Origin of the sequence: Nocardiopsis sp. NPDC101807 (assembly GCF_044766605.1) — a bacterium.
GTDB classification, from domain to species: Bacteria; Actinomycetota; Actinomycetes; order Streptosporangiales; family Streptosporangiaceae; genus Nocardiopsis; species Nocardiopsis tropica.
In genome coordinates, this window is sequence record NZ_JBIWMK010000013.1 from 10,472 (window position 1) to 24,101 (window position 13,630).

Below are 13,630 nucleotides of genomic sequence, written 5' to 3' on the forward strand. Positions count from 1 at the left end.
CGTCTCTCGCTCATTGCCTCGGTATCGAGTTGCCGTCGGGAGGGAACCCTCCGCCGTTGTCCTCGCCACCCGGGTCCGGGGGCGGGGGTTCCTCCTCGCCCGGTGTCTCCTCCTCCGAGCCGTCGTCCTCGCCTTCCTCGGGAGGACTGCTCTCCTCTTCGTCCTCCTCCGGGAGGGATGGCTCCGTCGTCGGGGACGACTCGGTCTCCGGCGACCAGTCCGGCTGGTTGTCCGGCACCACGGGGACGTCCACCGGGGCGGACTCCTCCGGTTCCTCCGAAGGCGAGGAGGACGGCGAAGGACTCGTGGCCGGCGACTCCACCGCGTCGCGCACGTGATTCACCTCACGGTTGCCCCCGTAGAGGAAACCGGCCACCACCGCGGCGACGATCAGGACCGTCGCCGCGACCGCGGCGAGCACCACGGGGGCGCTGATCCGGCGTTCGGAGGACCCTGCAAGCCTAGCGGAGTCCTCTTCCCCCACCGGGGTCACAGCCGCCTGACCGGCGGTTCGCCGGGTCACCGGCCCCGTCCCGGGGCCGGTGACCGCGCCCACCACCATGGTCTGGGCCATGCCGTTGAACCCCGTGGAGGGGGTCGGCGGCCCGGTGCCCGCGTTGGAGCGGATGACCGCGGCCAGGTGGGCGACCTCGCTGGCCGAGGCCGGCCGCTCCTCGGGCTCCTTGAGGAGCAGGGAGGTCACCAGGTCGTCGATGTCGGCCGGGATGTCGTCGGGGAGCGCCGGCGGTTCGTCGCGGGTGTGCGCGAGGGCCAGCGCGACCGGGCTGTCGCCGGTGAACGGCGGGGTCCCGGCCAGGCACTCGTAGGCCACCACGCCGAGCGCGTACAGGTCCGACGAGGAGGTCGCCGGGCGGCCCGACGCCTGCTCGGGCGAGATGTACTGGGCGGTCCCCATGACCATGCCGGTCTGGGTGAGGGTCACCGACATGTCGCCGCGGGCGATGCCGAAGTCGGTCAGCTTGAGCTGCCCGTCCGGGGTGACCAGCAGGTTGCCCGGTTTGATGTCGCGGTGCACCACACCGCGCGCGTGCGCCGCCGCGAGCGCCTTGGCCGCCTGGCAGACGAAGTCGAGGGTCTGGTCCGGGCTGAGGTGGCCCTGTTCGCGCAGGACCTGGGAGAGGGGGTTGCCGACCACCAGCTCCATGATCAGGAAGGCGCGGCCGTCCTCCTCGCCGTAGTCGAAGACCTGCGCGATCCCGGGGTGCGAGAGGCCGGCGGTGATCCGGCCCTCGGTGCGGAACCGCTCCCTCGCGGTGGGCTCGGCCATCTGCGAGGGGTGGAGGAGTTTCACGGCGACGGGCCGGTTGAGCAGGGTGTCGGTGGCCTTCCAGACCGTACCCATGCCTCCCGAACCCACCTGCTCCTCCAGGCGGTAACGGTCGCTCAGAACGGTCCCGGTGAGATCACCGGGACCGTTCCGGGAAGACGGCTCGTAGGCACTCACTACTGAACCACTGCCTCCATCATCTGACGGGCGATCGGAGCGGCGAGCTCGTTCCCGCTGCCGCCGCCGAACTCGACGACGACCGCGACGGCGACCTGCGGGTCGTCGGCGGGGGCGAAACCGATGAACCAGTTGTGGGTGCTCTCCGTGCCCGTCTCGGCGGTGCCGGTCTTGCCGGCCACCTGGACGTTGGGGATCGCCGCGTTGGTACCCGAACCGCCCTCGCCCGTGACCAGGACCATCATCTCGGTCAGGTCCTGGGCGGTGCTGGCGCTGACGGCCTGGGAGTAGCTCTCCGGACTGGTCTGCGTGATCACGGACAGGTCCGAGTCGCGTACCGAGTCCACCACGTAGGGTCGCATGACCTCGCCGTCGTTGGCCACACCCGCGGCCACCATCGCCATCTGGAGCGGGGTCGCCTCGACGTTGGACTGGCCGATGCCGGCGCGGCCGAGGATGTTGCGGTCCTCCTCCGGGGGCGCGAAGCTCGGGGTCACGCCGAGGGGGATCTCCAGCTCCTCCCCCTCCGGCGGGTTGAACCCGAACTTGGTGGCCTGCTCGGACAGGGCGGTGCCGCCCATCTCGATCGCCCAGTTGGCCATCGAGGTGTTGCACGAGATCTGGATGGAGTGGGCCAGGGTGTCGGGCTGGCCGTTGTTGCAGGTCCCGCCGGGGGTGGCGTTGGGCAGGTCGTGCCCCAGCGACAGCCGGTCGGGCGCGTCCATGGTGCTGTCCGGGCCCGCGTCGAGGGTCTCGATGGCCGCCGCGGCGGTCACCACCTTGAACGTCGACCCCGGGGGGTAGCGCTCGTTGAGGGCCCGGTTGAGCAGGGGCTTGGCCGGGTCGTTCTCCAGCGCCACGTAGTTGTTGGTGGCGTCCTCGAGGTCGGTGATGCTGACGACCTCGTTGGCGTCGTAGGACGGGTAGGACACCGCGCCCAGGACCGCCCCGGTGTTGGGGTCGAGCGCGACGGCCGCGCCGTTCTTGCCGCCCAGGCCCGCGAAGGCCTCGTACCCGGCCTCCTGCACCTCGGGGTCGAGGGTCAGCTGGACCTGCGCCCCCTCGGGCTCGCGGCCGGTGATGATGTCGCGGAAGTTGCGCACGGCCAGGCGGTCGTCGGAGCCGTCGAGCAGGGTGTTCTCGGTGTCCTCCACCCCGGAGGCGCCGTACGTGCGGAACGAGCCCACGATCGGCGTGTACAGGCCGCCGCCGGCGTACTCGCGCTGGTAGCGCGCGGGCTCGCCCTCCGGGGAGACGTTCTCCGAGAAGGCGACGTTCTCCCCCGCGACCTGGATGGGGCCGCGCGGTTCGCTGAGGCGCTCGCTGTACGTGCGCCGGTTGAGCGGGTCGGCGCGGATGGAGTCCGCCTGGAACCCCTGGACCCACGTGATGTTGAGCATCAGGATCCCGATGAGGATCAGGGCGAAGACGCTCAGCCTGCGGATGGGTGTGTTCATCGTCGGATCACCTGGGTCGCGCCCTCGTCCTGGATCGACTGCGGTGCCGGGCGGCGCGCGTTGTCACTGATGCGGAGCAGGATGCCCATCATGATCCAGCTCGCCATCAGCGCCGAGCCGCCGGCGGCCATGAACGGCGTGGTGGAGCCGGTGAGCGGGATGACGCGGGAGATGCCGCCGAGCACGATGAACACCTGGTATGCGAGGACGAACGCGATGCCGCTCGTCAGGAGCTTGTTGAACGGGCCGGTCGCCGCGAGCGCGATGCGCATGCCGCGCTCCACCAGGAGCCCGAGGACCATGAGGACGGCCAGCAGGCCGGTCAGGCCGAGCTCCTCCCCGATGGACGCGAGGATGAAGTCGCTGTCCGCGGCGAAGGTGTTGTGGGCCTGGCCGCCGCCGATGCCCGTGCCGAAGAGCCCGCCGTAGGCCATCCCGACCAGGCCCTCCACGAGCTGCTGGCTGCCGCCGACCGCCTCGTAGACCTCCTGGTCGAACGCGTTGATCCAGATGTTGACGCGGGCCCGGACGTGCCAGAAGAGGAAGTACGCGAGCGTCGCGCCGCCCGCGAACATGACCAGCCCGATGGTCACCCACGAGGAGCGCTGCGTGGCCACGTACAGCATCGCCAGGAACGTGCCGAAGAGCAGCAGCGAGGTGCCCAGGTCGCGCAGGACCACCAGCATGCCGATCGCCAGGAGCCAGCCGACCAGGATCGGGGCCAGGTCGCGGGCGCGGGGCAGCTCGATGAGGGTGAAGCGGCCGACCTTGATGGGCTTGCCGACGATCTGGAGCACCTGACGCTTGCTCATCAGGTAGGACGCCAGGAAGATCACCAGGGCGATCTTGGCGAACTCCGACGGCTGCATGGTGAACGGGCCGATCTTGATCCACAGCTGGGCGCCGTAGACGGCGTGGCCCAGGCCCGGGATGACCGGGAGCATCAGCAGCACGATCGCGACCAGGGCGCTGATGTAGGTGTAGCGCTGGAGGACCCGGGGGTCCTTCAGGAAGACGATGATCAGGAAGCAGAAGACCAGGCCGACGCCGGTCCAGACCAGCTGCGAGCCGACGCCCACACCCTCGATGTTCTCCTCGCCCGCGGCGTTCAGGCGCCAGATCATGGCCACGCCGATCCCGTTCAGGAACAGGGCGCACGGCATGATCAGCGGGTCCGCGTAGGGGGCGAGGAAGCGCATCGCCACGTGGGCGACGGCGGAGAGGGCGCCGAAGGTCAGGCCCACGGTCCACATCGCGGCGGGGACCTGGCCGTTGAGGTTGATGCCGGCGATCGCGATGCCCGCCATCGTGATGAGGATCGCGATGACGGTGAGGACCAGTTCGGCGTTGCGCCGTTTGACCGGGGGCAGCGCGGTCGGCGCCTCCGGTGCTGACGTGCTGCTCAAGCCGGACTCACCCGGTCCCTTCCTCGGAGCCGGTCCCCCGGTCGCCGCCGGTCGGGCCCGAGCCCTGGTTCAGCCTCTCGACGCTCTCCCGCGCGGCCTCCAGGCTCTCGGCGGGGATCGTGTTCTCCACGGCGTCGCGGTCGGCGTCGGCCAGGGAGTCGAGGGCGATCTCGGTGTCCTCCAGCTCGTCCGACAGGCTGAACCCGGCGATGTCGGTGTTGATGCCCTGGTAGATCGCGACGTTGCCGTTGGAGGACGGGCCGACGTAGTACTGGCTGTCCACGTACTGGCGGCCGAAGTAGTAGGTGGCCCCGGCGACGACCGCCACCACGACGACGAACACCAGCACCATCGGCCACCAGCGCCTGGTGCGGTACTCGGTGTCGGGCTCGGAGCGGCCCCGCCGGTCGGCCGGCGGCGCCTCGTAGCCGTCGTAGCCCTCGTACGGCTCCTGGAAGGCGGGCTCGCCCGGGGCGTCGTCCCGCACGGGGTCCATCTCGGCGGTGTCCCCGCCGGTGCCGCGCAGCTCCTGCGCCCGTCTCGCGGGCGAGTCGTTGCCCTGCTCCGCGGCGTCGGGCTGCTGGTCGGCGGCGCCGACGACCTGGGCGGCGGGCGTGGGGCCCTCGCGGTCGGTGTCGGTCTCGATGACGTCGGCGACGACCACGGTGATGTTGTCCGGGCCGCCCCCGCGGATGGCCAGCTCGATGAGCTTCTTGGACGCACCCCGCGGGTCGGACTCGGTCGCGAGGGTCTCGTGGATGGTCTTCTTGCTGACCACCCCGGAGAGCCCGTCGGAGCAGAGCATGTAGCGGTCGCCGACCTTGGCGTCGTTGATGGAGATGTCGGGGTCGACCGGGCTCTTGCCGTCCAGGGCGCGCAGGATGAGGGACCGCTGCGGGTGCGTGGCCACCTCCTCCTCGGTGATCTTGCCCTCGTCCACCAGGGTCTGCACCAGGGTGTGGTCGTGGGTGATCTGCTCGAAGCGGGGGCCGCGCAGCAGGTAGGCGCGCGAGTCGCCGATGTGGATGAGCGCGACGCGGGCGCCGGACCACAGCATGGCCGTCAGGGTGGTGCCCATGTTCTCCAGCTGCGGCTCCTCCATGATCCGGCGGGAGAGGGAGGCGTTGGCCTGCTCGACGGCGCGCTGGAGGACCTCGGGCATCTCGTCGGACTTGTGGGTCTCGGAGTCGAGGCGGCGGATCGAGGAGATCGCGATGGAGCTGGCCACCTCACCGCCCGCGTAACCGCCCATGCCGTCGGCCACAGCGAGGAGGTGCTGGCCGGCGTAGCCGGAGTCTTCGTTGCCTTCGCGGAGGCATCCAACATCGGAGTACGCCGCGTATCGGAGAGCGATTGTCATTTGCGCAGTTCCAGGACGGTTTTGCCGATACGGATGGGCTGACCCACCGTGATGGGCTGGGGGCGGTTCAGCTTCTGCTGGCCGAGGTAGGTGCCGTTGGTCGAGTTGAGGTCCTCGACGAACCAGCGGCCGTTCTCGGAGTAGACGCGCGCGTGCCGGCCCGAGGCGTAGTCGTCGGTGATGACGAGCGTCGAGTCGGGGGCGCGTCCGATGGTGATGGGTTGGGACCCCAGCTCGACGGTGGTACCGGAGAGGGATCCCTGGGTCACGGCCAGCACGGTCGGCTCGTTGCGGCGCTTGCGCTGCGGCCGGGCCTGGGAGTGGGAGGGGGCGGGCGCCTCCCGGCGCTGGGCGGGGCGCGGGCCGGGCCGGGGCTTCTTCCGCGGTTTCTTCTTGGACGGGCCGAAGAGGTCCGTGCGAATGACGCCGACCGCCGTGAGGACGAACAGCCAAAGCACCGCGAGATACGCGATCTTGATCAATATGAGGGTCAAGTTGGACATCGAACTGCTCTTCAGCCCCTGTCGTGCTTCGGCCGGGGTAGCGGTCATCGGCGCCGCCACCGTGTCTTCCCCACCTTCGGGTCGGTGAGTGTCGAGGTCGCTGGTCGCGGCCTGCGGCCGCGGTCCGTGTGCCCGATCGGTCAGGTCTTCGCGGAGACTACCTGCCCGACCGGATATCCGACAGCAGGTCCGTATTCGACCCGCCCCGGGTACGACCTGTCAGACGCCGACGGAACGGTGTTGGTTGCGGTTCGCGCCGGGCCTGATCGGTCGATTGTGGCGGGGTTCTCAGTCGCGCCGGAACGTCATGGTGGTGCGGCCGAGGCTGATCCTGCTGCCGTCCACCAGACGGGCCTGCCTGACCTGCTGGCCGTTGACGAAGGTCCCGTTCGTGGACCCCTTGTCCACGAGGACGGCCTCGTCCCCGTCCAGACGGATCTCGACGTGGTGACGGGAGACACCGTTGTCGACCAGTCGGAGGTCGCAGTCGGTGCCGCGGCCCAGAAGGGTCACCGGGGTCGTCAGCTCGAAGGACTGCTGCATGCCGTGGCTGGCGATGCTGCCCTCCGCGGTGGCGCCGCCCGGGGAGATCAGCAGGCGCGGACGCCCGCTCTGCTGCTGGCCGGCGGGCTGGCCGGGGTCGCCGACGGGCTGTCGGACCTCTCCCTCCGGACCGACCATGGTGCCGCGCACGACGCCGGAGCGGATGCGGAAGCGGCCGGTCTTGAGGCCCTCGTCGGACCTGAAGTGGACCCGGACCGGACCGACGAAGGAGTAGCCCTGCTCCGTCGCGTAGTCACGGGCGAGCTTGGACAGTTCCTGGCCGAGGCTGTCGGCGTAGACTTCGAGCCGTTCCTTGTCGCTGGCCGCGAGCTCGACGATGAAGTCGTTCGGGACCAGGGTGCGGCCCTGGGCGACGATGGCTGCCCGCTCGTCCATCTCACGCTGGACGGCGCTCGCCACCTCGACCGGCTGGAGCTCGGACTTGAAGGCCATCGCGAAGGTGCCTTCGATCATGCCCTCAAGCCTGCGCTCGAAGCGTTGGAGCACTCCCACGAGGTACCTCCCTTTTGTACTCCACTTCGTATGTGTAGACGATCGTAACCGGGCCCGGGTGTCCCTGGTTTCAGGCGCACCCCCGGGAGGGGGTCCGGGAAGGCCCCGGAGGAGGGGCCGAAATCGGTGTGCGACCCACGTTCAGACCGTGCTAGCCTTATCCATGTCGCCAGGGGAAACGGACGAAAAGCCCGGATCACCTGGCCACACAACTGAATGCGAGTCATCCGGGCGGGTGGCGGAACGGTAGACGCGCACGGTTCAGGTCCGTGTGTCCGAAAGGATGTGAGGGTTCAAATCCCTCCTCGCCCACTTTATCCGAAGCGGCCCTGGCCACCAGTCGACCTGGTGACCAGGGCCGCTTCGCTGTCGGCGGGCCCTCCGGCCCCGTCGCCGCTCCGCCCCGGGCGGCGGCCCGGGGCGGGGAGATCGTGAACCGATCGTCACCGGGGGTTCGGGCGGGCGGTGGGGCGCCGGGGACGGCCGCCGCGCGGACGAACTCACCCGGATGGGACACTTCGGGCGTGGGAATCACCGAACGACTTCACGAGATCGGGCGACCGCTGGTCGCCGAGCAGCTGGCGCACCCGACCGTCGCGGGCATCTCCCGGGGAGACCTCGACGACCGCGCCTTCCGCTACTGGCTGGAGCAGGACCACCTCTACCTGCTCGACTACGCGCGCGCGTTCTCCCGGCTGGCCTGGCAGGCGCCCGACGGCCACCTCGCCGACCTGGTCGGCATCGCGCACAGCACCCTCAACGAGGAGCTGGAGCTGCACCGCTCCCTCTCCGGGGAGTTCGGCGCGGACCTGGCCGTGAAGGACAAGGGCCCGGCCTGCGCCGCGTACACCTCGTGGCTCCTCGACGCCGCCGCCGACTACCGGGACGGCCTCGCCGCCGTCTACCCCTGCATGTGGGGCTACAACCAGCTGGGTCTGGCGCTCGCCGGGAACCGCCCGGAGGAGCCGCGCTTCCGGCGGTGGGTCGACACCTACGCCGATCCCGGCTTCACGCGGTTGACGGAGCGGTACGGGCGCATGCTGGAGGAGGCCCGCCCCGATCCGGAGCGCGCGGAGCGCTTCTTCCTGGAGGGCATGCGCCACGAGGTCGCCTTCTGGACCACCCCGTGGACGCCCTGACGGCGCGGGGGGGGGGGGGGGGGGGGGGGGGGGGGCGGGGGGGGGGGGGCCCCCCCCCCCCCCCCCCCCCGGCGCCCCGGTCAGGGGTTGAGGACCGTGTCCACGGACTCGAAGCGGTCGACCTCGCAGCCGCCGACCTTGTTGAACTCGGTGTCGACCTCGGTGTCCTCGACGTGCCCGGTGACGCGGACGACCTCGGGGCCGCCCATGATCATCGTGCACGTCATGTCGCCGGTGTCGAGGACGAACGGCTCCGCGCCGACCTCGTCGATCCGGGCGCACGCCGCCTCGGGGTCGGGGTGGTCGCCGCCGGCCGGCGCGCAGGTGAGGGTCCAGGTCCCCTCCTCGTAGCCGGACTCGGGTGACAGCGACTCCTCGTCGTTCAGGGAGCGCTCGATCGTCAGCTCGACCGCGGCGTCTCCGCCGGTCGCGCCGTCGTCTCCCTGCTCCTCCCCGTCGCCGGGGGAGGAGGGTTCGGTGGTCTGGTCGGACTCGGGTGCCGGAGCGTTCACCTCTGCGGGTTCGTTGCCGCAGGCCGTGATAAGCAGGCCCAGGGCCGCGAGAGCGGCGAGGCGGGCCGGCAGAGCCGTCGCGAGGGTGTGCAGTGACATACCGCTTCGACGTGGCGCGCCCGTGCCGGGTTCCCCGGTTCCTCACATTTTTCGCATCACCACGACACAGGGGGTCACATTGTTCGGGAACGGTGTTCCGGAGGCCGGCGCCACCGAGGTGCCCGAGGGCGCCTACCTGCTCGACGTCCGCGAGGACGACGAGTGGAACGCGGGCCGCGCGCCCGGGGCCGTCCACATCCCGCTCGGGGAGCTGGGGCAGCGGGCCTCCGAGGTCCCGCAGGACAGGAGGGTCTACGTGGTCTGCCGTGTCGGCGGCCGCTCCGCCCAGGCCGTCGCGGCGCTGAACCAGGCGGGCTGGGACTCGGTCAACGTGTCCGGCGGGATGCGGGCCTGGGAGCACGCCGGACGCGCCATGGAGGCGGGCTCCGGCGAGGAGCCGAGGGTCCTGTGAGTCTCCTTCGGGGCGGAATTTGATCGGATTGTGCAAAGCCCTGCCACTCGGCGGCTTTCGGGTGGCACTATGACGTCGTGAGTTCCGAGCGCGCGCCCCTCAGCGCCGAAGCCGTGCTGGCCTCGTCAGCGGACGCGGTGGTCGGTCTCGACGGCGAGCTCCGGGTCACCGTGTGGAATCCGGCCGCCGAGCGCATGTTCGGCTGGAGCGCGGAGGAGGTGCTCGGCGGCGAGCTGCCGATCGTCCCCGCCGAGCTGAAGGGCGAGCACGGCGCGGTGCTCGAACAGGTGCGCGCGGGGAACCCGCTGGCGGTGTACACGCGCCGGGTGCGCAGGGACGGCACGGTCGTCGACGTCCGGATCGGAGCCAACCGGGTGGCCGGGGCCGACGGCCGGTTCGCCGGCTGGGTGCTCAGCCTCCACCCCTCCGACAACGACGTGCAGGCGCAGCGCTCGGCCATGGAGCGGGCCAGGCTGGTGCGCCGGCTCACCGACGTGGTCGTGGACATCAACGCGGACCTCAGCCTCAAGTCGGTGCTCGACCGGATCTCCCGGGGCATCACCGAGCTGACCGGCGCGGACGCGGGAGGGTTCGTCCTCCTCGACGAGGACCGCGTGGAGCTGGTGAGCCTCTCGTCCCTGTCCGACGAGCTCCAGGGGTTCACCGCACCGCTGGAGGACAGCCTGTTCGGGGAGCTGCTGCGCAGCGGCAAGTCCGTCCTGCTGGCCAACGAGGACACCCGCGGCCTCCAGGACCTGGTCTGGGCCGACCTCCCGGGCCTGCACACCATCGCCCTGTGCGTGACCAACGTGCACGGCCGCCCGTACGGCGCCCTCTACGCGCTCTACAGCCAGCGCAAGGTGGGGCACATCGAGCTGGAACTGCTCGAACTCCTCGCCGCGCACGCCGGGGTGGCGATCGGCAACGCCCTGGCCTACGAGGAGCTCAACCTCCAGCGCGTCCACGAACAGGCCGTGGCCGACTCCAGCGCCGACGGGATCGCCGTGCTGGACTTCGGCGGCCGGGTGCGCAAGTGGAACCGCTCGGCGGTGGAGCTGACCGGCTACCCGTTGGAGGCGGTCGAGGGCCGGCATCCGCCCTTCCCCCTGCCCGCGTGCCACGGCCAGCCCGTCAAGCACAAGCTCAAGGACGGCCGCTGGCTGGAGATCCTCATGGCGAGGATCCCCCGCACCCACGAGTGGGTGGTGGACTTCCGCGACATCACCGCGCAGAAGGCCATGGAGGAGGAGCGCGAGGAGTTCCTGGCCACCAGCGGCCACGAGCTGCGGACCCCCATCACGGTGATCCACGGCTACGCGACCACCCTCATGCGCAAGTGGGCGCGGCTCACCCCGGACTCGCAGTACGAGGCGGTCGGCACCATCGCGGACCGGTCCTCGGCCCTGGTGACCCTGGTGGACCGGCTCCAGCTGGGGTCGGACGTCTCGCGCGGGGAGATCCGGGTCAGCCGGGACAGGTTCGACCTGCTCGACGTGCTGAGGCAGGCGGTCAGCGCGTTCCGGCCGCTCTCCGACCGGCACGAGGTCTCCCTGGACGGGCCCGACGAGCTCCCGGCGACGGCGGGGGACTCCCTGGCCACGGGCATGATCATGGACCAGCTGCTGGACAACGCCCTCAAGTTCTCGCCGGAGGGCGGCCACGTGCACGTCACCGTCCGGGCGGAGGAGGGGGCCGTCGCGGTCACCGTGGACGACGAGGGTGTGGGGCTGCGCCCGGGGGACGAGGAACGGATCTTCGACCGCTTCGTGCAGGCGGGGGCGCGCGGGGACGGGGAGACCGGTTTCGGCGGGCTGGGCCTGGGTCTGTACATCGTGCGGCAGCTGGCCCGCGACCAGGGCGGGGACGTGACCGCCCAGCGGTTGGAGCGGGGCGCCAGGATGCGCTTCACGGTGCCGCTGCACCGCGGCGAGGCGCCGGAACCCGAAACGGGGGAGGGCCCCGGGGCGGAGGAGTCGCCGGTGGCGTCCGCGGTGCGTACGGGCGTCACCGGTGAGGCGCAGGCGACTGACGTCTCCCACCAGCCACCTGTGTCCCAAAAAACAACAAAAACCTCTTCAACCCCCGAAGCCCTGTCACGTCAGCGATCCGTGCGCCGAAGCGCCAGCCCCACCCCGTGATTCGTCCCGGCTCGGGTTTCCTTCCGAGGTGATCGGGGCATTTCCACCCCTGGTGGAATTCGCTGCCACACTTCGGGCGGGTTCCGGTCCGACCGAGAGAGCACGAACGCGCAGGGACAGAACGTGTCAGGTGACAGCACCCCAGTTGATTCCGGGGACCGCCCGCAGAAGGTCGAGCGGAGCGTCGTACTCCCCTACGACCCCGCGAGCGTGGCGGGAGCCCGGCAGCGGCTGTGCGGGGACCTGCACGCGATGGAGCTCGGCGAGGACCGCGTCGACGACGCCGCCCTCGTGCTGAGCGAACTCGTCAGCAACGCCCTCCGCCACGCCAGCCCCCTGCCCACACCGGGCAACCCCGAGAACTCCGTCGGCGTGTCCTGGAGGGTCGAGGTGGACCGCGGTCCGCGCCCCGGGGGCTGGGTGGAGATCTCGGTGCGCGACGGCGGGTCCAGCACGATGCCGCGGGTGGCGATGCCCTCCGTGTCGGGGCTGGGCGGCCGGGGCCTGGGCATCGTCCAGACCCTGTCGGGCCGCTGGGGCACCGAGATGGACGCGACGACCACCACCGTGTGGGCGGTCCTGGAGCTCTCCGCGGACGACGTCGGCCGCGCGGAACGGGGAACGGACACGGGCCGCGGCTGCGGTGTCGTCGACCAGCTCGTGGACCGGAGGGCCGCCGACGTCGTCGAGCTGCGCCTCCACCTCCGTGACGACCAGAGGGCCCGGAGCGCGCTGCTCTGAGGCGCCCGCGAGGGGACTCCGGCGTCGGCACCCGGAGGAACGTGACCGATGTAGCGAAACACCGTCAACACACCGTCACCGAAGTGGCCCGGGGGTGGACGGGGCGCTACAGTCACGTCCGTGGAGTTGAAGATATCAAGCCGATCTCAAGAAGACGTCGCGGTGGTAACCGTTGGCGGTGAGATCGACCTGTACACGGCGCCCCAGTTGCGCAGCGAGCTCGTCGGAGCCCTGGAGGACGGGGCGCGGCGGCTGGTCATCGACATGTCCCGGACGGAGTTCTGCGACTCGACGGGCATCAGCGTGCTGCTCTCCGCCATGAAGCGCGCCCGTGACAAGGGCGGTGAACTGGAGCTCGTGGCGCCCAAACCGGCCGTCATGAAGGTCCTGGAGGTCACCGGGCTGGTCGAGGTGTTCGTCATCCACGCCGATCTCGACGCGTTGCCGGTGGCCGCGGGGACCGGCAAGGCCCAGTAGACGGGGCGAGGTGCGCGAGAGGGAGGCCGGCGGCCCGGAGGAGACCGGGGTCGCCGTGGTGATCGCCGCCAAGGACGAGGCCGAACGGGTCGGCAGCACCGTGCGCGCCGCCCGGGACCTGCTCGGTGTCGACCTGGTCGTCGTGGTCGACGACGGTTCCGCGGACACGACCGCGGACGTCGCGCTCCGGGCCGGCGCGCGCGTGTTCAAGCACAGCCGCAACCGGGGCAAGGGGGCGGCGATGGAGACGGGCGCCGAGGGCGTCCGGCTCATCGAGGAGGACGAGGCGCGGGCCGGTACGCACCGCCCGCCCCGCAACCTGCTGTTCCTCGACGCCGACCTGGAGGGCACGGCCTCGGGAGCCGCCCCGCTGATCGAACCGGTCGGCACGGGGAAGGCCGACATGACCATCGCGCTCTTCCCGGCCACCCGCATGCGCCTGGGCGGCCACGGTTTCGTGGTGCGCCTCGCACGGGGCGGCGTCAGCCGGGCCACGGGCTGGGAGCCGGAGCAGCCGCTCAACGGCCAGCGCTGCCTGACGCGCGCGGCCTTCGAGGCGGCCAGGCCGCTGGCGCCCGGCTTCGGGGTCGAGACCGGCCTCACCATCGACGTGCTCCGGGCCGGGTTCCGCGTGGAGGAGGTCGAGGTGCCGCTGGAGCACCGGGCCACCGGTACCGACCTCAGGGCACAGATGCACCGCGCGCACCAGTTCGCGGACGTGGCGAGGGCCCTGGTGGCCAGGGGGCTCCGGCCGGCGGTCCGGCGCGGATGGGACCGGGCCCTGGAGCGCACGACCTTCACGCGACGGCAAATGTCGCGAAAACTCGGGCACAGAGATCGGAGAAATCGCCAGGAGTGACAGCAT

13 protein-coding genes and 1 tRNA gene are annotated in these 13,630 nt (G+C 71.1%); 7 read left to right on the forward strand and 7 right to left on the reverse strand.

The window, feature by feature from the left end; genetic code table 11:
* Nucleotides 1-10 precede the first annotated feature (10 nt).
* From ACIRPH_RS29710 to ACIRPH_RS29735, 6 genes are all read right to left on the reverse strand, one after another.
* The gene (locus ACIRPH_RS29710) at nucleotides 11-1,465 is read right to left on the reverse strand and encodes a serine/threonine-protein kinase (RefSeq protein ID WP_402920263.1); all 1,455 of its coding nucleotides are present in this window, start codon (nucleotides 1,463-1,465) and stop codon (nucleotides 11-13) included.
* Nucleotides 1,465-2,922, reverse strand: coding sequence for a peptidoglycan D,D-transpeptidase FtsI family protein (locus tag ACIRPH_RS29715; RefSeq protein ID WP_402920266.1), 1,458 nt, complete (start codon nucleotides 2,920-2,922; stop codon nucleotides 1,465-1,467). The genes ACIRPH_RS29710 and ACIRPH_RS29715 overlap by 1 nt, the downstream gene beginning before the upstream one ends.
* Nucleotides 2,919-4,328 carry an FtsW/RodA/SpoVE family cell cycle protein gene (locus tag ACIRPH_RS29720; protein WP_402920269.1) on the reverse strand — a complete coding sequence of 470 codons (1,410 nt, stop codon included), beginning with the start codon at nucleotides 4,326-4,328 and terminating at the stop codon, nucleotides 2,919-2,921. Before ACIRPH_RS29720 ends, ACIRPH_RS29715 begins: the two co-directional genes overlap by 4 nt.
* A 7-nt stretch (nucleotides 4,329-4,335) precedes the next feature.
* Nucleotides 4,336-5,688: a Stp1/IreP family PP2C-type Ser/Thr phosphatase gene (locus ACIRPH_RS29725; protein ID WP_402920272.1), complete on the reverse strand. Its 1,353-nt coding sequence runs from the start codon at nucleotides 5,686-5,688 to the stop codon at nucleotides 4,336-4,338.
* Nucleotides 5,685-6,239 carry an FHA domain-containing protein gene (locus ACIRPH_RS29730; protein ID WP_402920556.1) on the reverse strand — a complete coding sequence of 185 codons (555 nt, stop codon included), beginning with the start codon at nucleotides 6,237-6,239 and terminating at the stop codon, nucleotides 5,685-5,687. Before ACIRPH_RS29730 ends, ACIRPH_RS29725 begins: the two co-directional genes overlap by 4 nt.
* A 240-nt stretch (nucleotides 6,240-6,479) precedes the next feature.
* Entirely contained in the window at nucleotides 6,480-7,241 is a 762-nt protein-coding gene (locus ACIRPH_RS29735) for a DUF3662 and FHA domain-containing protein (RefSeq protein ID WP_267950197.1), read from the reverse strand.
* A gap of 235 nt (nucleotides 7,242-7,476) precedes the next feature.
* Between ACIRPH_RS29735 and ACIRPH_RS29740 the strand changes: the two genes are divergently transcribed.
* Together ACIRPH_RS29740 and ACIRPH_RS29745 are read left to right on the forward strand one after the other, a co-directional pair.
* Nucleotides 7,477-7,559 (forward strand) — tRNA-Leu (locus ACIRPH_RS29740).
* Between the two features lie 212 nt (nucleotides 7,560-7,771).
* Nucleotides 7,772-8,386, forward strand: a complete 615-nt coding sequence (locus tag ACIRPH_RS29745; RefSeq protein WP_402920275.1) for a TenA family protein — start codon at nucleotides 7,772-7,774, stop codon at nucleotides 8,384-8,386.
* A gap of 80 nt (nucleotides 8,387-8,466) precedes the next feature.
* On the opposite strand, the gene ACIRPH_RS29750 is transcribed toward ACIRPH_RS29745, so the two are convergent.
* Nucleotides 8,467-8,997 carry an SSI family serine proteinase inhibitor gene (locus ACIRPH_RS29750; protein WP_402920278.1) on the reverse strand — a complete coding sequence of 177 codons (531 nt, stop codon included), beginning with the start codon at nucleotides 8,995-8,997 and terminating at the stop codon, nucleotides 8,467-8,469.
* A gap of 79 nt (nucleotides 8,998-9,076) precedes the next feature.
* On the opposite strand from ACIRPH_RS29750, the gene ACIRPH_RS29755 reads away from it, so the two are divergent.
* The 5 genes from ACIRPH_RS29755 (at nucleotide 9,077) to ACIRPH_RS29775 (ending at nucleotide 13,624) form a co-directional block, all read left to right on the forward strand.
* Nucleotides 9,077-9,409 carry a rhodanese-like domain-containing protein gene (locus ACIRPH_RS29755; RefSeq protein WP_402920281.1) on the forward strand — a complete coding sequence of 111 codons (333 nt, stop codon included), beginning with the start codon at nucleotides 9,077-9,079 and terminating at the stop codon, nucleotides 9,407-9,409.
* 77 nt (nucleotides 9,410-9,486) lie between these two features.
* A complete protein-coding gene (locus tag ACIRPH_RS29760) occupies nucleotides 9,487-11,547 on the forward strand; it encodes a PAS domain S-box protein (protein WP_402920283.1) in 2,061 nt (686 codons plus the stop codon).
* A gap of 123 nt (nucleotides 11,548-11,670) precedes the next feature.
* Complete coding sequence (locus tag ACIRPH_RS29765; RefSeq protein ID WP_402920286.1) at nucleotides 11,671-12,288, forward strand: ATP-binding protein; 618 nt, start codon at nucleotides 11,671-11,673, stop codon at nucleotides 12,286-12,288.
* Nucleotides 12,289-12,408: 120 nt separating this feature from the next.
* Complete coding sequence (locus tag ACIRPH_RS29770; RefSeq protein WP_267947423.1) at nucleotides 12,409-12,765, forward strand: STAS domain-containing protein; 357 nt, start codon at nucleotides 12,409-12,411, stop codon at nucleotides 12,763-12,765.
* A gap of 10 nt (nucleotides 12,766-12,775) precedes the next feature.
* Nucleotides 12,776-13,624: a glycosyltransferase family 2 protein gene (locus ACIRPH_RS29775; RefSeq protein WP_402920290.1), complete on the forward strand. Its 849-nt coding sequence runs from the start codon at nucleotides 12,776-12,778 to the stop codon at nucleotides 13,622-13,624.
* The last annotated feature ends 6 nt before the right edge of the window (nucleotides 13,625-13,630 follow it).